Consider the following 21,611-nt stretch of genomic DNA (forward strand, 5'->3'; position numbering starts at 1 on the left):
GGCTTATTCTTCCTCCCTAATAACTTTTGTAATTCTAAGAGCATAAACACCGGATGAAGCTCCGGGCAAGGCTTTGAACTTTTTCATATTACCTACAAAAACATCCAGTTCATCATCAACTTTTGCATTAAGCCTTACCACATCACCCGGCTGTAAGTTAACAAAATCATTAACCGAAACCACACTCTTTCCCAATACTGCTCTTATAGGAATCTGTGCCCTGTCAATAATCTCCTCAATCTGTTCTCCGTAATTTGTATCATCTTTTTCCTGAAGAGCAGAAAACCAAAACTTTGTATTAAGCCTATCCATTACATCTTCAAGTGCTGTAAACGGCAGGCAAAAACTCATAAAACCTTCAACTGTTCCAATCTTAATACTTAACGTAATTAGAGCAGTCATCTCCTGTGGAGAAATAATCTGTGCATATTGTGCATTTGTTTCTATCCGCATCAGAGTCGGAGTTATCTCCACCACATTATGCCAGGGTTCTTCCAAATAATTGGTACAGGTGTTAAGAATCCTTTCAAGTACCACTATTTCTATTTCTGAGAAATCTCTTGTTTTTTCAATAGGATTGCCTTCACCGCCCAAAAGTCTGTCTATAATCGTATATCCAAGATTATTTGACATCTCCATTATGCAGCTGCCTTTTAATGGCGGTAAATTCATTATAGCAAGCAATACCGGATTAGAAAGTGAATTCTGAAACTCCTGATAGGTAATTGCTTCAGAACCTCTTACCTCAACCTGAACGGTTTTTCTTAGATAAGCCGGAAGATTAGCAGATAAAAGTCTTCCATAATGCTCAAATATAGATTCCAGCGTACGCAAATGATCTTTGGAAAATTTAGACGGTCTTGCAAAGTCATATTCCTTTATAACCTTTTCATCATTCTCCTTAAGTTCATTGGTATCTACATCTCCGCTCTCAATACCTTTTAGCAGCTTATCTATCTCCTCTTGCGAGAGTATATCACTCATTAAGCCTCACCATCCTAAAATATTTTACACTTCTACTAATTCTAACATTAGATATTCCTAAAATAAAGAGGAAATGTATACTTTATTATAATATTAATTATTCTACTGTAATCTAAGATTCTTAAATGCTATTTCAGCAATTGTCTGTGTACCGAACTTTTCCTGAACAGCTTTTAACACAGCCATTTTGATAGCTTCTCTATTGTTTTGTACTTCTTCTTTTGTATACTGTGAAAACTGGTTATTTACAATCTCTCCGATAGTAGAGCCATAACCTGTCTTAGTATCTGCATTCTTCATACTCTCTGACAAAGTCTTGTAGTCTTCCGCTGTTTTAATAAGGTATATGGATGTCTGATCAATTACTGCATAATGATCTTTACCGTCTCCGGAAGCTTTAAGATTTATCTGAAGCGGAACTTCAAAGTTTACTACGTCCATATCACTCATTGCTATCTTGTTCTTTGTGGTGTCACTTTCCAGCTCCAGGTCAATAATAGAAGCTATGTTTGAAACAAGAGCATTTGTAGCCTTTGCCGAAGATACTACTGAAAGCATAATTACCGCTGTCAGCACAAGATTTACAAGGCTTAAAGCAATAGCAACAATAGTAAGCATATTCTTTTTCATAAATAATCTCCTTAGAGTTTTTTAGTCAGCAACTTTATTGAAAATTTTTATTTCAACTCTTCTGTTCTTCTGTCTGCCTTCAGCAGTCTTATTGGAAGCTATAGGTTCATATTCACCTTTACCGCTTGCTGAAAGCTTCTTAGGGTCCATATGTTCTACTTCAGTAAGATATTCAAGCACTGTCATAGCCCTGGCTCCGGAAAGCCACAGGTTATTCTTATATTTAACCGTGTTAGTCTGAGGTACATTGTCAGTATGTCCTTCTATAACTATATCAGCATCCTTAAACTTCATAAGAATCCCGGCTGCCTTATCAAGGACTTTATCCGCCCCTTTCTTAAGTTCAGCACTACCCGAATCAAACAGGAAGTATCCGTCTATACTAAGACCTATATAGTTGTATGAAGTATCCATTTTGAGTTGGACCATATCATTTAACTTAAATTGGTTAATAGCTTCCGAGGCCTTTTCATAATTCTTTTCAGCAGTTTCCTTCAATTCTTTCTGATATTTTTTGACAACCTCGTCTTTAGTAACCTCTTTATCCTCTTCCGCCTTGCCATTATTATTATTATCAGGCTTATTTTCATTATTGTTTTCAATTTTTCCGTTATCTGACTTACCGTTTCCGCCTTTAGTACCATCTTCCTTTGCCGCATTATCCACGGCAAGGTTTGAATAATACTCGGCAAGCTCATTAAGCTGACTAACACCGCTGGATATAAGTATACCCTGATCAAGTGCTGAGCCGCCTCCCGAAAATATACTGAATGACGAAGTAACAGCTTCAACTATTTCATTATATTTCGCTCTATCTGTACTACTCATAGAAAACAAAAGCACGAAGAAGCATAGAAGCAGATTCATAAGGTCTGAGAATGTCGCCATCCAGGCCGGTGCTCCTGCCGGTGCCTCTTCCGTTTTTTTCTTCCTTGCCATATTTTATTCCTCTCCTCCACCTTCTGAGAATGCCTCACGTTCAGCAGGTGTTAAGAATGATTTTAGTTTTTCTTCTATTACTCTTGGGTTTTCTCCCGCCTGGATAGACAATATACCTTCCACCATAATTCCTTTAAGCATAATTTCTTCCGCACTGTTTCCCTTAAGCTTGTTAGTAACAGGTGCACACATCCAGTTTGCCAGAAAAGAACCATAGAAAGTTGTAATCAGAGCTATCGCCATAGCAGGTCCGATTGCACTTGGATCGGACAGGTTGGCAAGCATGTTTACAAGACCGATAAGGGTACCAATCATACCCCAGGCAGGTCCCATTGCTGCAAGAGTCTCCCAAAAACCAAACTTTGCCTTGTGTCTGTCCTCAATACATGAAATTTCTGTTTCGAGAATTCCCCTTACAAGTTCCGGATCAGTCCCGTCTACAATCAAAAGTATTCCTTTTTTTAGAAAAGGATCCTCAATATTTTGAGACGCTTCTTCAAGAGCAAGCAAACCATCTTTTCTGGCTATATTAGACAGATTGATTATTCCCTTAATCACTTCTGACTGATTAAAATTTACCGGCTTAAGAGTGAGTCCAAAACTCTTTAGTCCTCCTACAAATTCACCTATGTTCTTACAAGAAGCAAGAACAATCATAAATGCACCACCAAAGGTAATGAGTGCTGACGGCAAATCAAGGAAGCCAAAGATAGCCGCCGGGTTATTCATCATAATTGAAAAGAGTACAAGTCCTAATGAAATTACAAGTCCAAGTAATGTAGCTATATCCAAGCCAGTCACCTTCCGTTCTCATTTATTCCCTATATATAAGGGTAACTTAAAATTAGGCGTCGAATACCGATTCATAATATAGTTTCAACACCTGATTAACAGTGGAATATATCACTCTTTATCAAGGATTTCCCCTGTAAAAACTTCACGCTTATACCTTTTAACGAGATTTTTAATTTGAAGCCTGCTTTCTTTAACCATTATTTTCTTACCTGTAGTAAGTGTTATAATGGTATCCGGGACTTCTTCAATTATCTCAATGAGGTCAGCATTGATAGTAAACTCCAAACCATTCATTTTTGTCACGTCTATCATTTATGACCTCCCGCTTACGTTTTGCTTACTAATTCTTACTTTTTTCTTGCATATTTTTGCACACAAAAAAAAGCACTTGTTTTATTATAATAATTTTGTAAGAAAAAATCAATATATGATAAAAATAATGTTATATTTACTTTTTACTTTTAGCATTTACTTTTGACCTTTAATCCTTTATACTTATTTAGCGGAAATAATTTTGTCTTCTGATACTGTATCATTATATATTTAGAAAGAGGAAAGTATGAAAACTAAAAGAATATTAAACTGCATTTTAATTTTAACTTTTTTAATAAGCTCGCTTATTTTTGTTCAGCCGGCACAGGCATCTCCAGGAAAATATCATATCAAGGTGAATAGATTAGCAAATACAGTTACTGTGTATGAGAGACAAAACGATGGTTCCTATAAACCAATAAAAGCTATGCTTTGTTCTTCGGGAGGTCATCTCACTCCCCTGGGAACTTACAAAACACAGGTTAAATATCGTTGGAGATCACTGTTTTATAATGCTTACGGCCAGTATGCAACCAGAATAGTCGGAAATGTGCTTTTTCACTCTGTTCCGTTTTATAAACCGAATCCCGACACTCTTATGAAAGGGCAGTTTGAAATGCTGGGCTCAGTAGCTTCTCACGGCTGTGTAAGACTTGCTACCGCAGACGCAAAATGGATATATGATAATTGTTCGTACGGTACAAAAGTTACTATATACGCTTCTAAAGATCCCGGTCCTCTCGGAAAACCTGAAGCTACACCTTATCCTAAATACACAGGCTATGATCCTACCGATATTTGGAGCCTTGGAATACCTGAACCACAGACTGTTGCTACCCCTCCCACAATTACCGCACCTAAAAAAATAACCCTTTCAAAAAGCGATTACAGCTACGACCTCTTAAAAGGAGTCAAGGCAACTTCTCATGACGGAAAAGATATAACCAATGATATTGAAATAGAAGATAACATTGATTTTGAAACTTCCGGACGCTATACCGTTAAATATACCATTACCGATAAAAACGGAAATACTGCTTCGGCAAGCACTGTAGCAATCATAAAATAATGCTTAAGAGCCGTCCAACCGGGCGGCTCTTGTTTTTTTAATTATATAATTACCTTATATTTCTCAAATAATTCAGATTAACCCCCAATTATTCACTCCATAGGTCACGTACCTCTTATTCCGCATAGTGCTATAGGATAAACTATTTTGAGCCTGCGACTATAGTGTAATATTACCAAAGATCTGCAAAATATCGTAATTGTGACCTTGGGCTTGATTACGATATTTCACAAGATGTTTCGAGAATAATTTGTGTTAAATTATCTATATTCCTCTATCTTTAACTGTATATTTTTAAACCCTCTATACTCATTTATCTGAGGCGAATAGATTATATCCAGTTTCTTTTCTTCCTTATTTAACAAATATTCTTCAAAAACACTTGCATCTCCAAACCATATTGCGTTATGTACTTGTCCTTCTCCACCATCTGTAAGTTCCAGTTTAATAGCGTTGTTATTTTTACCTATCACTCTATATGTTTGAATGTACATATTTCTTCTTGCAAAAGTCGGAACTTTATTTCCTGTTCCGTAAGGTTCAAATCTTAAAAGTTCCTCAATCAGTTCTTCCGTAACATAATAAGGCGGAAGTTCCATATCAAAGAAGATTTTGGGTTTAAGTTCCTCCTCTGTAAGAGTTGTATTTTCATTAAGCATCTTTCTTAACTTATTAAATACTTCTATCTGTTCCTCAGTAGTTTCACCCTTAAGCGAAAAGCCTGCTGCCATCGGATGACCTCCGAATTTAGAAAAACACTCTGAGCATTTAGATATTTCCTCAAACATATTATAATCTTCTATAGAACGCCCTGAACCCTTTATCCCCCTCTCGGCATAGGTAAAAATTAAAGTCGGTTTGTAAAATTTCTCTTTAATTCTGCCTGCAACTATTCCGGCTATACTCTCATGACAATCCGGAACCAGGATTACCAGAACCTTGTCATTTAAGTATTCAGAGCTTTCAGCTATTTCGGTCGCCCTTATCAAAGACTGCTCTGTTATATCCTTTCTTTCATTATTAAGCCCTTGAAGCTCATTTGCTTCTGATAAAGCCCTCTCCCTGTCGCTTTCCAAGAATAGTTTAATCGCTTTTACTGCCGATTCAAGTCTGCCGGAGGCATTAATCATAGGTCCGATGATGAAACCGCAATGATAAACCGTAATCTCATCCTTGTTAACAAGTCCCGATACCTCAAGCAAGGCTCTGAGCCCCACATTTTCAGTATTGTATATTGCTTTCAAGCCTTTTTTCACTATAATTCTGTTTTCACCTATAAGTTCCATAACATCGCAGATAGTCGCAAGAGCCGTAAATGCAAGATATTTGTTCTTAATTTCAGTTTTAAGTTTTGCGGAATTATTCCCATACTTTTCAGCATAGTGATTTATTAGCTGATATGCCACTCCTGCTCCGCAAAGCCCTTTAAAAGGATAGTTACAGTCCTCCCTCTTCGGATTAGTTACTGTATCTGCAGGCGGAAGGTCATTGTTTACAGGTATGTCATGATGATCTGTAATAAGTACCGTAAGCCCTATCTCCTTAGCATGCTTTACCTGCTCATAGGCCGCGATACCGTTATCACAGGTTACTATTGTATCAATCCCATCTTCCTTTGCCTTATTTACTATATCTATATTGATTCCATATCCGTCCTGTACCCTATGTGGAATAACATAGCTTATATCAGCCCCCATACTCCTAAAAAAATCATATAAAACAAAGGTAGAGCATACTCCGTCCACATCATAGTCTCCAATTATCCGAATTTTCTCGCCTTCATTAATTTTCCTGTTAAGAATTTCACAAGCATTTGTCAAATCACGCATTAGCTCAGGCCTTGCTAACTCCTTCTCTTCCGCATTCAAATACTCATCTATATCCTCGTCATTACTCATCCCTCTGTTAACAAGCACTCTGGCTGCTATCTTACTAATGCCAAACCTAGCGGCAATTCCATCAAAATCCCCCCTGATTGTCCTCATATACCATCTTCCGGTCATCACACTCTTCCTTCCTACTCTATCTAAAAAATCTTATTAATAATTATCCCACATTTAACTACAACTATTATATTATACCATATCTAAAAGACATTTCATGTCAAATTTGCATTAATATTTTCCCTTTTTATTTCTACTAAATCAGGCTTGCCACAGCCGTAGCCTAAGCGAGCGCATTAGGCGCAGCGAAGCGGACGCCGGAGCGAGTCTGGACTACCGGCGTGGGCAAGCCGTAACTTAGTCAATCAAAATCACATATACCCAAAACAAAAAAGGTATGAACCAATCACCTAAGCAATTAATCCATACCCTTGTTTTAAGTAAAAAATATACCTTAATTATTTATAAGCTTATCATTCTCATTATTCCAGCTATAAAGCTTTCTTATCTCCTTACCAACCTGCTCTAAAGGCTGCTCAGCATGAAGCTTTCTCATAGCGTTGAAATGTACCTGACCACCGGCTTCACTCATATCAAGCAGGAAATCCTTAGCAAAAGTACCATCCTGAATATCAGAAAGAATCTTCTTCATTGACTTCTTTGTCTCATCAGTTATAATCTTAGGTCCGGTAATATAATCACCATACTCAGCAGTATTGGAAATAGAATATCTCATTCCCGCAAAGCCTGACTGATAAATAAGGTCTACAATAAGTTTCATCTCATGTACACACTCAAAATAAGCATTTCTCGGATCATAGCCTGCCTCTACAAGAGTCTCAAAACCGGCCTGCATAAGGGCACAAACACCGCCACAAAGTACAGCCTGCTCACCGAAAAGGTCAGTTTCTGTCTCTGTTCTAAAAGTTGTCTCAAGAATACCTGCTCTTGCTCCACCTATACCCGCACCGTAAGCAAGTGCCATATCGAGAGCCTTACCTGTTGCATCCTGATGTACAGCTACTAAGCAAGGTGTTCCCTTGCCCTCTAAGTACTCGGAACGAACAGTATGTCCCGGAGCTTTAGGTGCAATCATAGTTACATCCACACCATCAGGAGCATTAATAAGACCATAGTGTACATTAAAGCCATGGGCAAACATAAGCATATTGCCCGGCACAAGATTTGGAGCTATACTCTCTTTATAAAGTTTAGCCTGAAGCTCATCATTTATAAGAATCATTATAATATCCGCTGCCTTTGCCGCCTCTGCCGCAGTAAGCACCTTAAGTCCCTGAGCCTCAGCCTTAGCCCAAGATTTACTTCCCTCATAAAGACCGATAACTACATTACAGCCTGACTCCTTAAGATTAAGTGCATGAGCATGTCCCTGACTTCCATAACCGATTATTGCAATTGTCTTGCCCTCTAATAAAGAAAGGTTACAGTCCTTCTCATAAAATATTCTTGCATCTGACATAGCTAATTCCTCCATTTTTATTTAAATTTCTAATCAATTACTTACAAAACATTTTAATTAAGCCACAAGCTTAAATTGCCATGCAAAAAGATGTCGGATTAATCATCCCACATTTCGCCACGTGCTTCCGAACCTCTTTCAAGACCTGTAACACCTGTACGCACCATTTCTATTATATTATCTTTGCCAAGCAGACTTAAAAATGCCTCTATCTTAGTTTGATTACCTGTTAATTCAATAGTAAGAGACTCTTTAGAAACATCGACTATTTTAGCACGGAAAATATCTGCTGTTGCAATAATTCCCTGTCTTTCGGAAGCTTTTGCTTTAAGCTTTACAAGGATAAGTTCTCTGGTTACAGAACTTTCAGGATGAAGTACTTTAACTTCCTTTACATCTTCAAGTTTTGCCAGTTGTTTCACAATCTGATCAAACACCTGATCATCACCATGAGAGACTATTGTCATTCTTGAATATACTGAACGCTCAGTTTCACTAACAGTCAAGCTGTCAATATTGAAACCTCTCCTACTGAAAAGTCCTGCCACCCTGCTAAGCACACCGGAGGTGTTATCTACAAATACGGAAAATACAATTTTATTCATACGTCTCCTTACCTAATATGATGATTTTCTAAAACTTGCAACCATAATATCAATCAGTCACACCAAAGTCAAGTAATGATAGTAATGTTAACTATGCCACATAGTTATATCAGGACTTAAACCTTTTCAAATCTTTCCACGTCAATTACGAAGATTGTAGCTCCTCCCACATCCACAGTAGTCGGTACTGCATTGTAGCTGGTAACAGGCACTCCGCTTGTCTGAGAGTAAGGAAGATTATAAACTATCTGCTCCCTCTTTCCTGACTCCTTTACTATTATATCAATTACATTCTGAACCTTATCCTGCTCAACACCAATCAAAAGCGTAGTATTGCCTCGTCTAAGGAAACCACCCGTAGTAGCAAGCTTGGTTACTATATATCCGTTTGACATTAAAGCCTCTGTAACCGAATCGCCATCCTCACTGTGAACTATCGCATAAACCATTTTCATAAGATTTTCCCCCTTTTCGCACCCTGCTTATAGCAGTTTTTAACCCAAATTATTTACAATATATCAATTAAGAGAAGAGATACAAAAGCACCTCTTCTCCAAACCTGCTTGCAAAAATTGCAAGATTGGTTTATAATCAACTTAGATAACTGAAGGATATTGGTACATCCAACAGTTACCAAGCGGAAACTTATAAGCTATTAAGTTTATTAACAGATTACAGGCTATCCCCTAGTTGCATAGAGGATAGCCTATCTGTTATTTACGGTTCTTTCGATTATCGATATATGTTAAGGCTGAAAATACAACCAATAAAAGCGTTAACACTTCTAACGTATTCATACCGACCTCCTCTCCGTTTCCGGAAAGGCAACCGTTAGGCTATCCCCACTGCTCTAAGTTGACTATTGATATTGTATCATTTTATACTGACTTTTACCAGTAAAATTTAGTTCAATTTCTCTGTAATTTATTCCTCAAATTCAAGTACAGCATAGAATCCTCTTGGTTTTTCTTCCATTTTTACTACTTTTCCCGTTAAATTTTTAAGCGGTTCCGTAAGTGATATATTACCGCTCATTCCGTAAGCATGTTCTATAGTATAATAACGGAAACTCTCAAGTTCTGTCTCAATCACATTTACTATGTCCCCTTCTTTTAAAAGTCCGCTTCTTTCAACCTTAAATTCCATTTCCCTCATAGTATTTCACCTCAATTAAATAAAAATAAGACTTTCTGTTATTATGATAAGTATATCATCATTTAAACAGAAAGTCCTACTAAAAAATCAAAATTGTTTATACTCTTACCACAGAGAAAACCATAGAACTTCTGGCTTCCATATTAATCAGATTTCCATTGGTTCTAACCTTTTTACCCCTAATATCAGGGAAACCTGACCTGTATATTTCAAGTGAAGAGTCTGTTTCAATCTGCCAGCATAAATAATGCGGCAGTTCAGGCAAATAACAGTCCTGTCTTTCCCAATGGGTATTTATCGCAAAACAGACAATATCATCTGCCGTATTATCTGCATTTCTTCCTGCAAATATTACTCTGAGCACATTGGTGTGGTCCGGTCCCAAAGCCCAGGAATCAGGGAATCCAAGTGAACAGCTTCCCATATACTTTCTTATTACCGGATGTTCTTTTCTAAATTTAATAAGATGTCTGGTAAAACGGAAATGTTCTCTGTTTTTCTCAAGCTGTCCCCATTCAAGCCAGGAAATCGGGCTGTCCTGACAATAGGTGTTGTTATTGCCGCACTGGGTATTTAAGAACTCATCACCTGCAAGGAACATAGGTGTTCCCCTGCTCATAAGTAGGGTGGTCATAGCATTTTTACAGAGTCTGTAACGAAGTTTATTTATATACTCATTATCAGTCTCACCTTCCCAGCCGCAGTTCCAGCTTCTGTTATCATCTGCTCCATCCGTATTGTTCCAGCCGTTTGCCTCGTTATGTTTGCGATTATAACAGTACATATCCCAAAGGGTGAAACCGTCGTGGCAGTTTAGGAAGTTTACTGATGCATTATCTCCCCTATGCTCAGGATTATAAATATCTTTTGAGCCTGATATTCTCCTTGCCGCTACCGGCATAAGTCCTATATCACCTTTAAGAAAGTCTCTCATGTCATCACGATACTTTCCGTTCCACTCAGCCCAACGGTTCCATGAAGGGAAGGTTCCCACCTGATAAAGTCCGCCCGCATCCCAAGCCTCTGCTATAAGCTTTACATCCGCAAGTATCTGATCATAGGCAAGATTCTGTAAAAGCGGTGCATTTGACATAGGTGAACCATCTTCATTTCTACCTAAAATACTCGCAAGATCAAACCTGAAACCGTCTACATGATAGTCTGTTACCCAGTATCTGAGACATTCCAGTATCATATGTCTTACAACAGGATGATTACAATTCAGAGTATTGCCACAACCGCTGAAGTTGTAATATTCCCCTCTGGGAGTAAGCATGTAGTACACATTATTATCAAAACCTTTAAAAGAAATGCTCGGTCCAAGTTCATTTCCTTCAGCAGTATGATTAAATACCACGTCTAACAGACATTCAATTCCATTGTCATGTAATCTCTTTATAAGTTTTTTAAGCTCCGTTCCCGAGCTGTTATCCTCTGTTTTTGCCGCATAACTGGTATTCGGAGCAAAGAAACTGATTGGATTATATCCCCAATAGTCCACCAAAATCTCATCATTATACTTTCTATTATCTTTTATCTCATCAAATTCAAAGATTGGCATAAGCTCTACGGCATTTACGCCTAAATCTTTGAGATAAGGTATTTTCTCCATTACTCCTGCAAAGGTTCCCGGGTATTTCACTCCCGAAGAAGCATCCTTGGTAAAACCTCTGACATGCATTTCGTAGATTACAAGATCTTCAAGTCCGATATTAGGGTTTGGTTCACTGCCCCAGTCAAAATCATTGCGCACTACTCTTGCCTTGTAAAATGACTTACTGCCGAGTTTTTTACCCCATTCACTCTGACCTGTAACTGATTTCGCATACATGTCCAACAAAATTCTGTTTTTATCAAATATCAAGCCTTTTTCTTTGTCATAAGGGCCATCAACTCTATACGCATATTCAAAATCTTCAATATTAAGATCAAAAACTATCATAGAATAGACATTACCTATTCTGTAATTTTCCGGAAAAGGTATAATTGCATAAGGCTCATCTTCCCTGTTTTTGAAGAGAAGAAGCTCCACACTTGTTCCACTGTTGGTAGGAACAGTAAAATTTACGCCACTGGGAATGGCTGTTGCTCCGTTTTGTTCATAAAGGCCGGGCCTAACCTTAAAACCATTAATTTCGTCTATTGGTCGAAGATGAAATCTTTCAAACGAAAGATTATTATTCGCTTCTGCCATTCTATCCTCCGATTACACACTCTACTTCATTGCAGATTATTTTAAATCCGCAGAATCTAAAATTATAGTAAATGGACCATCATTAGTAAGAGTAACTTTCATATCAGCCCCAAATTCCCCCTGTTCAACCTTTGGTACCTGTTTCTTACATTCATCTATTATATAGTGATACAGTTCTTTAGCAAGATCCGGCGAACCGCAGGTAGTAAATCCCGGTCTGTTGCCACGACTTAAGTCTGCATACAGGGTAAACTGGGATACAAGCAAAAGAGCTCCTCCTACATCATTTAAGGCAAGATTTGTTTTTCCGTTCTCATCTGCCATTATCCTGAGACCAAGCATTTTCTTAATCATTTTATCCGCTATTTCTTTTGTATCATCTTTTCCTACACCGATAAGCACCATGTAGCCTCTGTCGATAGCACCTCTTACTTCTCCGTCAATTTTTACATCTGAATTCTTTACAACCTGAATTACAAAACGCATATATTCCCCTTTTTTCCCTTTTATGTAACGCAAAACCACCGTACCGATTGTTCACCGGTACGGCAGTCTGATTAATTGCTAAATTATCAATCTTTAACTCATCATCTTTTGTGCAAATCAGCCAAAGCGATAAAATTTATCGATAAATATGATTATTTACGGTTAAATGCATTTACTCCAGGCCAGTAAGCTGCCGCACCAAGTTCCTCTTCAATTCTGAGAAGCTGGTTATACTTAGCTACACGCTCACTTCTTGAAGGAGCACCTGTCTTAATCTGGCAGGTATTGAGAGCTACTGCAAGGTCAGCAATAGTTGTATCCTCTGTCTCACCTGAACGGTGTGAAGAAATTGCCGTATAGCCTGCCTTGTGAGCCATCTTAATAGCCTCAAGTGTCTCAGATACAGAACCGATCTGGTTGAGCTTGATAAGAATAGAGTTAGCCGCACCAAGCTTAATGCCCTTCTCGAGTCTCTCTGTATTAGTAACGAAAAGGTCATCACCAACAAGCTGAACTTTGTGTCCGAGCTTCTCTGTCATCTTCTTCCAGCCTTCCCAATCCTCTTCATCAAGACCATCTTCAATAGAATAGATAGGATATTTATCAATAAGGCTCTCCCAGTGAGCAATAAGCTCATCTGATGTAAACTTCTTACCTGACTTAGGCTGTAAGTAATGTCCAACACCCTGCTCTCTGTCCTTCCACTCAGAAGAAGCAGCATCCATAGCTATAACGAAATCTGTACCTGCCTTGTAGCCTGCATTCTCAATAGCCTTGATGATATGTTCGATAACATCCTCATCATCCTTAAGGTTAGGAGCAAAACCACCCTCATCACCCACAGCTGTGGTATGTCCTTCTTTCTTAAGAAGTGACTGGAGCGCATGGAATACCTCAGCACACATTCTAAGACCTTCTCTGAAGCTTGAAGCACCTGAAGGCATAATCATGAATTCCTGAGTATCTACAGAGTTAGTAGCGTGTGCTCCACCATTTAAGATGTTCATCATAGGAAGCGGAAGTCTGTTAGCATTAGCACCGCCTAAGAATCTGTAAAGAGGAATATCAAGAGCGTTAGCCGCTGCTCTTGCTGCTGCGATAGATACAGCAAGGATTGCATTAGCACCAAGCTTTGACTTATCCTTTGTTCCGTCAGCCTTAATCATAGCTGCATCAACTGCATAAATATCAAATGCACTTACTCCCTGAAGTACATCATTTATAACTGTATTGATGTTCTCAACTGCCTTAAGAACACCCTTACCATTGTAACGGTTCTTATCATCATCACGAAGCTCAAGAGCCTCAAATTCACCTGTAGAAGCACCGCTTGGAGCTGTTCCTCTTCCTGCTACACCGCAAGCTAAGATAACTTCAGCTTCAACAGTAGGGTTACCTCTGGAGTCAACGATTTCTCTACCGATAACCTTCTCGATTTCTAAATTTCCTAAATAATCCATTTCTTTCTTCCTTTCCATGCTTCCCGCATTGTAAAGTATTAATTCAAACACTAGAATGATACCATAATTTACCAAAAAAAACTAGATAGATAATGTAAAAAATATAGAAATTTTTATTGAACTTTTGTTACATTTCCATATCTACTTCAAGTGCGGATGTACAGTGTGGGCAACGTGTTGCCTTTATGCTGATTTTACTCTGGCAGAATGGACAGGTCTTTTCTGTAGGCTCTTTAGGTTCTTCTTTCTTGCCTATACTTGTAAGCTTATTAAGTCCTTTAACCAATAAGAATATTATTAATGCCATAATGACAAAATTAATAACTGCGGTTATAAAGGCACCGTATTTGATCTCTGCGCCGTTTACTGTTAAAACAAGATTTGAAAAATCGGTGCTGGCAAAGATTCCGATAACGGGTGATATTATATCACCGACTAAAGATGTAACTATAGCCTGAAATGCTCCACCTATAATCACACCGACCGCAAGATCCATTACACTTCCCTTAAGTGCAAATTTTTTGAACTCTTCAAGAAATTTTTTCATAAAATCCTCCTATAAAGTTATAATATCCGTAATTAAGCGGACAGTTAACCAAAATATTAATATAGCATATTAATGAAGGTTTAACAACTAAATCTTCAAAAAACAGCCAATTTTTAATAATGGTTTTTACTAATGCCTTATGTTCTTCAGCAAAAGTTTTACTCTACAAAGTATACCTTATTCTTTGTTTTTCCGGCCCCCTTAATTATGTTTAGTTTCTCCGCTTTAAATAGCAGTCTACTGGCGGTCTTTACTTCTACATTTAACAATTCCGCTGCATTGGAGCTGTTTATCTCTTTATTTTTATTTAAATACATTAAAATATTTTTCATTCTTTCTATTTCTAATTCGGACATTGATTTGGACATTGATTCGGACATTGATTCGGACATTGATTCGGACATTTCAAATCCACTTCGAATATGAATGATTGTATTTAAGTATGTTCTATCATCATCCATATCAAATTCCACTTCCGGCGAGCCATTTATTCTAAGTTCACGTAGTATTTTAGGAATACCGGTACCTTTCTTCTCGGACAAATCAATTTCCTTGAATAGTTCTCCAATCCTTCTATTACGATATTTCCTTCCTTTTATTTTTCCGGTTTCAAAGCGTTCCAAGTTAATCCACTTTGCAAGTCCCGGATAGTTGATAATCTGAATACTATCAACATATATACGTATCTCAACCGGTTCCGGCTCCCTATATGACTTGTGAAATACCGCATTTACTAAAACTTCCTCCAAGGCATTGTAAGGATAATTGTAAAATCTTACCGCTTCTGCCTGACCTTGTATCTTCTCAACTTTCTGCTCAATAACAGTATTTTTTATGTAATCCAAAGCATCAATAACTTGTTTCCAAATAGGTCCTGTAAATGTTTTTTCAATAAAATCATCTGAAGCCTCAGCTTCTTTAGTATTAAAACGAATCAGTTCAATATACGCTCCGGGAATAAGTTTTTCAGGATGTTCTGTAAACATAAGTACACCGATATTCCTAATATCAAGTTCTGTATCTGTTTCATCAGCTACTTCTTGTGCAAGGAGTAAATCTTCTAAAGAGCTGCTATTTAGTTCATTTACAAGGCTGCTATTACTTTTTCTGATAAAATCTTCAAGATATACCCGTCTTATATCATCTATTTTAGCCTTTCTGTTTATTCTGTCATCATACGGAACAGAATTAAACTTATCAAATAGTTCTGATATTTCATCCTGTTTAGCTTCGGTAGTAAGAGAGGCCGGCCTAATCCAATACTTCATACTCTTATCGTCTTTTCCACCTTTTGCTTTATATACCATATTAGGAGCCTGATACGGTCCGCTATCTCCTGCCGGACACCACAAATATATCAAAAATATACCATTATTTTTATAGTCAATTACTTCCATTCTTGGGATATACCTGGGAATGATCATATTACAATACTGAAATATTTCCTGCTGGATAACATCCAGTTTTTCTTTAGGTAATCCTTCTATAGGGAAAACAGGCAGGCCTTGTTTTTCTCTAACACCAATAACGATATAACCACCATTTGTATTATCATAATCATTAGCGAATGCACAAATTGAATGAATTATAGGATCAGGATTCCAACCATTTTTGTATTCTACACGATCATGCTCTACAACTCTCCCCTCTAATAAAGTCTCTATTTTTAATGGTATCATCAAGAATCTTCCTTTCCATTATATTACATATAAGTACAATTTTACTATATATCTGTAAATTTTCTACTTAGTAATAATAACACCTACTTATGATAAGGCTCCCCCATCCTAATCCTAAAAGCCCTGTACACCTGTTCCAAAAGCACCAGTCTCATAAGCTGATGTGGAAATGTCATCTTTGAAAAGCTTAGCTTAAAATCAGCCTCGGCTATGACTTCATCCGAAAGCCCCAGGGAACCGCCTATAATAAAAATTATATGGCTCTTTCCCGATAACGCAAGGGCTGAAATTTTCTCAGAAAGCTCCACAGAATCAAGCTCTTTTCCCTTAATTACAAGGGCAAACACAAAACTGTCATTCCTTCCCACTTTCTTCAGAAAATCAAGCATTCTTAGTCCTTCAACCTGTTTAATCTTCTCTTCTTCTGCTGCCGAAGCATTATCCGGAGTCTTTTCATCCTGAACCTGCTTTATCTCCACCGCAGCATATCTTGATAATCTTTTAACATACTCAGCTATGCCGTCTTCAAAATATTTCTCTTTAATCTTACCTGCACAAAGAACAGTTATTTTCACTTACGCATACCTCTTCATTACTTCTGCTGCCTCATCAGCTAATTCCCTTGCCAAAATTCCATGATTTCCTTTTTTCTCTTTAAGAATATCTCCTGCAAGCCCATGTATATAAACTCCGAGAGCTACCATCATAAATGGTCTTAACTTGTCACCAACCATCAAAGCCGCTATTATTCCCGTAAGCACATCTCCGGAGCCCGCCTTAGCCATAGCTGAATTTCCGCTGTCATTTATATAGCATCTGCCCTCACCCACAACTACGGTTCTCGCTTCTTTAATAACAACCATACCCGAACAATACTTTAATTCCTCCGCTATGCCAATAATATCATCTTTTACCTCTTCTTTAGATAAATACAGCAAATCGGACAATTCCTTAATATGCGGAGTTAATACAAAACCCGCTCTCAAATCTTTCTTTAAGTCAAGTTTCCTGTTTTCTTTTTCTTCTGTTACTTCCCTGAAAAGTCTTAAGCCATCAGCATCTATAACAGTTGTAACTTCTGAAATTTCAATAACTTTCCTAACTATGGATTTACTTCTTTTGCTGATTCCGAGACCGGGACCGATAACTACTGCATCAGCCCATTCTTTTACCGCTTTATATAGTTTTTCCTCAGTATCCGCTTCTATATCCATCTCAGGGCTATCATCATAGGTGGTTAAAATAGCCTCAGGAATCAGATTTTGCAATGAGATTCTGTTTCCCTTAGGTGTAAATATCCTTACAAGCCCCGCTCCTGATCTGTATGCTGCCAAGGCTGAAAGGTAAGAAGCCCCACACATTTCCTCAGAACCCGCAATGATAAGTATTTTCCCAAAATCCCCCTTGTTGCTGTACTCTTTTCTCTCTGGCAGGAAATATTCGATATCAGACTTATCAAATGTAAAGTTGTTGTAAGACACCGATTCAAGAGCCTTCTTTGGAAAACCGATATCGGCAACAATGACTTCTCCGGCATAATCTTTGCCCGGATATACCGCTATTCCTGTCTTGTTTACACCAAAGGTAATAGTGTAATCACATTTAATAGCCGTACTTTCTACCCTCCCGTTACTTCCGTTTACTCCTGAAGGAATATCAATTGCAACCTTGACAGAGTTAAACATATTCAGATAACGTGCAAGCTTTTCCAAATCACCTTCAAGTCTGCCCTTAAAACCAACACCAAAGATTGCATCTATTACAATAACATTTTTAAAATCATCTCTGTCCGTTATAAGCTCAGACGGCTCAACAATTTTTAGGTCTGCCTCACTGTTTACCGCCAAATCCACCTGCGCCCTAGTCTGCCCCGTAAACTTTTCTTTTTTCCCTATAACAAATATTTCAACATTAAATCCCCATTCATAGAGAATTCTTGCACAGGCTATACCATCTCCGCCATTATTTCCTGAACCGCAGATGGCTATAACTTTTTTATCCTTATCAGCAGTAAGAAGTCTGTCTTTAATAAATTCGGCTGTACTAAGTGCAGCCCTCTCCATTAGTACCGTTCCTGATATTCCCAGTTTTTGTGCATCTTCATCTAACTTTTTAGCACCATTACTGTTTACGATTTTTATCATAGTTTACCCCTCCGCTACCGCTACTGCACTGGTATATTCTTTTGTATCGGAAATAGATACAAAGAATCTCTCAATCCCTAATTCCTTTTGTTTTTCCAAAGCCTTTCCGTAAAGCTTCACATAGGGCTTTCCAAGTTCATCTCTCAGAACTTCGATTTCCTTAATCTTCATTCCAAAAAAACCTGTACCCATGGCCTTTACAACAGCTTCCTTTACAGCCCAGTTACCTGCTGCAGAATCTTTTTTCTTTTTTATCAGCTCTATTTCCGCTTCTGTAAAAACATACGACAAAAAAGCATCCTTTTCGCATGCTTTTTTGACTCTTTCTTTTTCAATTAAATCTGTACCAATACCTATAATCACTCTAATCTTCCTTTATTTAGAGGTTTTATTCTTCAGAGAATAAGAAAGCCTCATCAAAGTATCTGAAAGGTGAATTGTTTCAACTATAACATCTTTTGGCAACCTGAGGTCTACAGGAGCAAAGTTCCATATTGCCTTAATTCCGCATTTTACAAGCTTTGTAGCTGTCTCTGTAGCTATTTCCTTAGGAACTGTAATGGCTGCTATATCCACCTGATTATTCTTAATAAAGTCAGGCAGGCTGTCCATACCAAGTATCTCTATCTCGCCAATCTTCTTTCCTATAAGCTCGGGCTTTACATCAAATGCCTTTCTAATATAAAATCCTCTTTTTGCAAAATCTGTATAATTAGTGATTGCTGTACCAAGATTACCCGCTCCGACTATAATAAGATTATAATCCTTATCAAGCCCCAAAATCTTAGCTATCTCATTATATAGATACTCTACATTATAACCATATCCCTGCTGACCAAAACCACCAAAATTATTTAAATCCTGCCTTATCTGGGAGGCAGTAACCTGCATTTTTTCACTTAAATCCTTTGAAGAAATCCTGTCTATCCCTAATTTGAGAAGATCTCCCAAATATCTGTAATACCTTGGTAATCTTTTTATGACCGCAGGGGATATATTTTTTGATTCCATAATTTTTTCCTCCATCCCCATTTTTGTTTTGAGAACGAATTTTCATTCGTTCTCATATTAGCATTTTATATAATTATACTCCGGCAGGTACATCTTTAATACTGAAAGATATTCTTCCCATCTTATCTTTTCCAAGACAGATAGTCTTAACTATGTCTCCAAGTGTAAGTACATCTTCAACGTTGTTTATTCTCTCTTTTGCAACCTTTGAAATATGAACCATGCCTTCTTTACCCGGCGCAAATTCAACAAAGGCTCCAAATTCCTTAATAGATATAACTTTACCGGTATAAATCTTTCCTTCTTCAAACTCGGTAACTATCATTCTGATAATTTCTTTAGCTTCATTTATCTTATCAATATCAGTGCCACAGATACTTACATTTCCTTCATCCGTTATATCAATCTTAACCCCTGTCTTATCTATGATGGCATTGATTGTCTTACCCTTCTGACCGACTACCTCACCAATCTTATCAGGATCAATCTTAATCTGCTCTATCTTAGGTGCATATTCATTGACACTTGCCCTTGGCTCTGCTATAGCAGGCTTCATACAGGTATCCATAATAAACATCCTGGCTTCTTTAGTTCTTGCTATTGCACCCTCAACTATTTCTCTTGTAAGACCGTGAATCTTGATATCCATCTGAATTGCTGTGATGCCGTCTGTTGTACCGGTTACCTTAAAGTCCATGTCTCCGAAGAAATCCTCAAGTCCCTGAATATCTGTAAGCAGTACATAATCATCATCTGTATCACCCGTAACCAAACCGCAGGAAATACCGGCTACCATCTTCTTAATAGGTACACCTGCTGCCATAAGTGACATACAGGATGCACAGGTAGATGCCATTGAAGTTGAACCGTTCGACTCAAATGTCTCCGATACCGTACGGATAGCGTATGGGAACTCCTCTTCACTCGGAAGTACAGGAATAAGAGCTCTTTCAGCCAAAGCACCATGTCCGATTTCTCTTCTTCCCGGTCCTCTTGAAGGCTTTGTCTCACCCACAGAGTATGAAGGGAAGTTATAATGATGAATATATCTCTTGTATGTCTCCTCTGCATTAAGTCCGTCTACCTTCTGAACCTCTGAAAGAGGAGCAAGAGTAGTAATATTACAAATCTGTGTCTGCCCTCTGGTAAACATAGCTGAGCCATGTACACGAGGTATGATGTCTGTTTCCGCTGCAAGTGCTCTTATCTGAGTCATTTCACGACCGTCAGGACGCTTATAATCCTTTAATATCATCTTTCTTACAGTCTTTTTCTGATACTGATATACTGCATCAGGTAGGAATGACAGCCACTCTTCATTTTCTGCAAAATGCTCTGTGAGCTTGTCCATAATCGCAGAAATATTTTCTTCTCTAATCTGCTTTTCATCTGTAAATACAGCTTTTTCCATTTCATCGGGAGTTACTATCTCTTTGATTGCCGTAAACAGCTCCTCAGGCACTGCATATCTTTCATATTCCGACTTTGGCTTTCCGCATTCAGCAACTATCTTCTCTATAAAAACAATTATTTCCTGATTTACTTCATGTGCCTTATAAATAGCCTCAATCATCTTAGCCTCAGGTATTTCATCAGCTCCTGCCTCTATCATAATAACCTTTTCTTTGGTAGAAGCAACCGTAAGTTTGAGGGCAGAGTTTGCCATCTCTGCATTGCTCGGATTGATTACAAATTCTCCGTCAATAAGACCTACCTGAGTAGTGGCACAAGGGCCATCAAAAGGTACATCCGAAATTGCGGTAGCTATAGCTGAACCAAGCATAGCCGTGAGCTCAGGAGAACAGGTCGGATCTACACTCATAACAAGGTTATTAAGTGTAACATCATTCCTATAATCCTTAGGAAAAAGCGGACGCATAGGACGGTCAATTACTCTTGAGGTAAGTACTGCATTCTCAGAAGCCTTACCCTCTCTTTTATTAAAACCGCCGGGAATTTTACCTACTGCATACTGTTTTTCTTCGTATTCTACTGAAAGCGGGAAGAAATCAATGCCTTCCCTTGGCTTTTCTGAAGCTGTACAGGTTGAAAGTACAACTGTGTCTCCATAGTGCATAAGTGCCGCACCGTTTGCCTGCTTGGCAACCCTGTCCACATCTACGGTGAGGGTACGCCCGGCAAGCTCCATACTAAAACTCTTAAACATATTTTCCTATCTCCTTTTTTAAGCTAGCTTTGTAAGTCCCGAAACCACTGAAAAACCGACTTTAACAAGCC

At 38.1% G+C, this 21,611-nt stretch carries 21 protein-coding genes; 1 reads left to right on the forward strand and 20 read right to left on the reverse strand.

The window, feature by feature from the left end:
* Positions 1–3: 3 nt before the first annotated feature.
* The 5 genes from fliM to GCWU000282_RS13040 form a co-directional block, all read right to left on the reverse strand.
* The gene (gene fliM / locus GCWU000282_RS13020; protein WP_023355619.1) at positions 4–984 is read right to left on the reverse strand and encodes a flagellar motor switch protein FliM; all 981 of its coding nucleotides are present in this window, start codon (positions 982–984) and stop codon (positions 4–6) included.
* Positions 985–1,086: 102 nt separating this feature from the next.
* Positions 1,087–1,614 carry a flagellar basal body-associated FliL family protein gene (locus GCWU000282_RS13025; RefSeq protein ID WP_023355620.1) on the reverse strand — a complete coding sequence of 176 codons (528 nt, stop codon included), beginning with the start codon at positions 1,612–1,614 and terminating at the stop codon, positions 1,087–1,089.
* A gap of 21 nt (positions 1,615–1,635) precedes the next feature.
* Positions 1,636–2,553: an OmpA family protein gene (locus GCWU000282_RS13030; protein ID WP_023355621.1), complete on the reverse strand. Its 918-nt coding sequence runs from the start codon at positions 2,551–2,553 to the stop codon at positions 1,636–1,638.
* A 3-nt stretch (positions 2,554–2,556) separates the two neighbouring features.
* A complete protein-coding gene (locus GCWU000282_RS13035; RefSeq protein ID WP_035041221.1) occupies positions 2,557–3,345 on the reverse strand; it encodes a motility protein A in 789 nt (262 codons plus the stop codon).
* Between the two features lie 111 nt (positions 3,346–3,456).
* Positions 3,457–3,660, reverse strand: coding sequence for a flagellar FlbD family protein (locus tag GCWU000282_RS13040; RefSeq protein WP_023355623.1), 204 nt, complete (start codon positions 3,658–3,660; stop codon positions 3,457–3,459).
* 247 nt (positions 3,661–3,907) lie between these two features.
* On the opposite strand from GCWU000282_RS13040, the gene GCWU000282_RS13045 reads away from it, so the two are divergent.
* Positions 3,908–4,729: a L,D-transpeptidase family protein gene (locus tag GCWU000282_RS13045; RefSeq protein ID WP_023355624.1), complete on the forward strand. Its 822-nt coding sequence runs from the start codon at positions 3,908–3,910 to the stop codon at positions 4,727–4,729.
* A 260-nt stretch (positions 4,730–4,989) separates the two neighbouring features.
* On the opposite strand, the gene recJ is transcribed toward GCWU000282_RS13045, so the two are convergent.
* The 15 genes from recJ to GCWU000282_RS13120 all read right to left on the reverse strand — a co-directional run bounded on the left by recJ (position 4,990) and on the right by GCWU000282_RS13120 (position 21,540).
* Positions 4,990–6,732 (reverse strand): single-stranded-DNA-specific exonuclease RecJ, encoded by a 1,743-nt coding sequence (gene recJ / locus GCWU000282_RS13050; RefSeq protein WP_023355625.1) that lies wholly within the window; start codon positions 6,730–6,732, stop codon positions 4,990–4,992.
* A gap of 334 nt (positions 6,733–7,066) precedes the next feature.
* On the reverse strand, positions 7,067–8,092 hold the full coding sequence (ilvC, locus tag GCWU000282_RS13055; protein WP_035041047.1) for a ketol-acid reductoisomerase: 1,026 nt from the start codon (positions 8,090–8,092) through the stop codon (positions 7,067–7,069).
* Between the two features lie 98 nt (positions 8,093–8,190).
* The gene (ilvN, locus tag GCWU000282_RS13060) at positions 8,191–8,697 is read right to left on the reverse strand and encodes an acetolactate synthase small subunit (RefSeq protein WP_023355627.1); all 507 of its coding nucleotides are present in this window, start codon (positions 8,695–8,697) and stop codon (positions 8,191–8,193) included.
* Between the two features lie 116 nt (positions 8,698–8,813).
* Entirely contained in the window at positions 8,814–9,152 is a 339-nt protein-coding gene (locus GCWU000282_RS13065; RefSeq protein WP_023355628.1) for a cyclic-di-AMP receptor, read from the reverse strand.
* A gap of 469 nt (positions 9,153–9,621) precedes the next feature.
* Positions 9,622–9,852, reverse strand: a complete 231-nt coding sequence (locus GCWU000282_RS13070) for a hypothetical protein (protein WP_023355629.1) — start codon at positions 9,850–9,852, stop codon at positions 9,622–9,624.
* Between the two features lie 97 nt (positions 9,853–9,949).
* Entirely contained in the window at positions 9,950–12,046 is a 2,097-nt protein-coding gene (locus GCWU000282_RS13075; RefSeq protein WP_023355630.1) for a glycogen debranching protein, read from the reverse strand.
* A 36-nt stretch (positions 12,047–12,082) separates the two neighbouring features.
* Positions 12,083–12,532, reverse strand: a complete 450-nt coding sequence (gene dtd / locus GCWU000282_RS13080; protein ID WP_035041050.1) for a D-aminoacyl-tRNA deacylase — start codon at positions 12,530–12,532, stop codon at positions 12,083–12,085.
* A gap of 152 nt (positions 12,533–12,684) precedes the next feature.
* Positions 12,685–13,992 carry a phosphopyruvate hydratase gene (gene eno, locus GCWU000282_RS13085; RefSeq protein WP_035041053.1) on the reverse strand — a complete coding sequence of 436 codons (1,308 nt, stop codon included), beginning with the start codon at positions 13,990–13,992 and terminating at the stop codon, positions 12,685–12,687.
* A 127-nt stretch (positions 13,993–14,119) separates the two neighbouring features.
* Positions 14,120–14,539, reverse strand: coding sequence for a large conductance mechanosensitive channel protein MscL (gene mscL, locus GCWU000282_RS13090; RefSeq protein WP_023355633.1), 420 nt, complete (start codon positions 14,537–14,539; stop codon positions 14,120–14,122).
* 158 nt (positions 14,540–14,697) lie between these two features.
* Positions 14,698–16,218, reverse strand: a complete 1,521-nt coding sequence (locus GCWU000282_RS13095; RefSeq protein WP_023355634.1) for an ATP-binding protein — start codon at positions 16,216–16,218, stop codon at positions 14,698–14,700.
* Positions 16,219–16,301: 83 nt separating this feature from the next.
* Entirely contained in the window at positions 16,302–16,793 is a 492-nt protein-coding gene (gene rlmH / locus GCWU000282_RS13100) for a 23S rRNA (pseudouridine(1915)-N(3))-methyltransferase RlmH (RefSeq protein ID WP_023355635.1), read from the reverse strand.
* A complete protein-coding gene (locus tag GCWU000282_RS13105; RefSeq protein WP_023355636.1) occupies positions 16,794–18,362 on the reverse strand; it encodes a bifunctional ADP-dependent NAD(P)H-hydrate dehydratase/NAD(P)H-hydrate epimerase in 1,569 nt (522 codons plus the stop codon).
* A 3-nt stretch (positions 18,363–18,365) separates the two neighbouring features.
* Complete coding sequence (gene acpS / locus GCWU000282_RS13110) at positions 18,366–18,725, reverse strand: holo-ACP synthase (protein ID WP_023355637.1); 360 nt, start codon at positions 18,723–18,725, stop codon at positions 18,366–18,368.
* Between the two features lie 12 nt (positions 18,726–18,737).
* On the reverse strand, positions 18,738–19,373 hold the full coding sequence (locus tag GCWU000282_RS13115) for a redox-sensing transcriptional repressor Rex (protein WP_035041056.1): 636 nt from the start codon (positions 19,371–19,373) through the stop codon (positions 18,738–18,740).
* A 73-nt stretch (positions 19,374–19,446) separates the two neighbouring features.
* Positions 19,447–21,540, reverse strand: coding sequence for a polyribonucleotide nucleotidyltransferase (locus tag GCWU000282_RS13120; RefSeq protein ID WP_023355639.1), 2,094 nt, complete (start codon positions 21,538–21,540; stop codon positions 19,447–19,449).
* Positions 21,541–21,611 lie beyond the last annotated feature (71 nt).

Origin of the sequence: Catonella morbi ATCC 51271, assembly GCF_000160035.2 — a bacterium.
Classification (GTDB): domain Bacteria; phylum Bacillota; class Clostridia; order Lachnospirales; family Lachnospiraceae; genus Catonella; species Catonella morbi.

Excerpts from the sequence above, each read along its gene's own strand:
- fliM (WP_023355619.1), bottom strand. The coding sequence starts at position 984 with ATGAGTGATATACTCTCGCAAGAGGAGATAGATAAGCTGCTAAAAGGT.
- GCWU000282_RS13025 (WP_023355620.1), bottom strand. The coding sequence starts at position 1,614 with ATGAAAAAGAATATGCTTACTATTGTTGCTATTGCTTTAAGCCTTGTA.
- GCWU000282_RS13030 (WP_023355621.1), bottom strand. The coding sequence starts at position 2,553 with ATGGCAAGGAAGAAAAAAACGGAAGAGGCACCGGCAGGAGCACCGGCC.
- GCWU000282_RS13040 (WP_023355623.1), bottom strand. The coding sequence starts at position 3,660 with ATGATAGACGTGACAAAAATGAATGGTTTGGAGTTTACTATCAATGCT.
- GCWU000282_RS13045 (WP_023355624.1), top strand. The coding sequence starts at position 3,908 with ATGAAAACTAAAAGAATATTAAACTGCATTTTAATTTTAACTTTTTTA.
- recJ (WP_023355625.1), bottom strand. The coding sequence starts at position 6,732 with ATGACCGGAAGATGGTATATGAGGACAATCAGGGGGGATTTTGATGGA.
- ilvC (WP_035041047.1), bottom strand. The coding sequence starts at position 8,092 with ATGTCAGATGCAAGAATATTTTATGAGAAGGACTGTAACCTTTCTTTA.
- ilvN (WP_023355627.1), bottom strand. The coding sequence starts at position 8,697 with ATGAATAAAATTGTATTTTCCGTATTTGTAGATAACACCTCCGGTGTG.
- GCWU000282_RS13065 (WP_023355628.1), bottom strand. The coding sequence starts at position 9,152 with ATGAAAATGGTTTATGCGATAGTTCACAGTGAGGATGGCGATTCGGTT.
- GCWU000282_RS13070 (WP_023355629.1), bottom strand. The coding sequence starts at position 9,852 with ATGAGGGAAATGGAATTTAAGGTTGAAAGAAGCGGACTTTTAAAAGAA.
- GCWU000282_RS13075 (WP_023355630.1), bottom strand. The coding sequence starts at position 12,046 with ATGGCAGAAGCGAATAATAATCTTTCGTTTGAAAGATTTCATCTTCGA.
- dtd (WP_035041050.1), bottom strand. The coding sequence starts at position 12,532 with ATGCGTTTTGTAATTCAGGTTGTAAAGAATTCAGATGTAAAAATTGAC.
- eno (WP_035041053.1), bottom strand. The coding sequence starts at position 13,992 with ATGGATTATTTAGGAAATTTAGAAATCGAGAAGGTTATCGGTAGAGAA.
- mscL (WP_023355633.1), bottom strand. The coding sequence starts at position 14,539 with ATGAAAAAATTTCTTGAAGAGTTCAAAAAATTTGCACTTAAGGGAAGT.
- GCWU000282_RS13095 (WP_023355634.1), bottom strand. The coding sequence starts at position 16,218 with ATGATACCATTAAAAATAGAGACTTTATTAGAGGGGAGAGTTGTAGAG.
- GCWU000282_RS13105 (WP_023355636.1), bottom strand. The coding sequence starts at position 18,362 with ATGATAAAAATCGTAAACAGTAATGGTGCTAAAAAGTTAGATGAAGAT.
- GCWU000282_RS13115 (WP_035041056.1), bottom strand. The coding sequence starts at position 19,373 with ATGGAATCAAAAAATATATCCCCTGCGGTCATAAAAAGATTACCAAGG.
- GCWU000282_RS13120 (WP_023355639.1), bottom strand. The coding sequence starts at position 21,540 with ATGTTTAAGAGTTTTAGTATGGAGCTTGCCGGGCGTACCCTCACCGTA.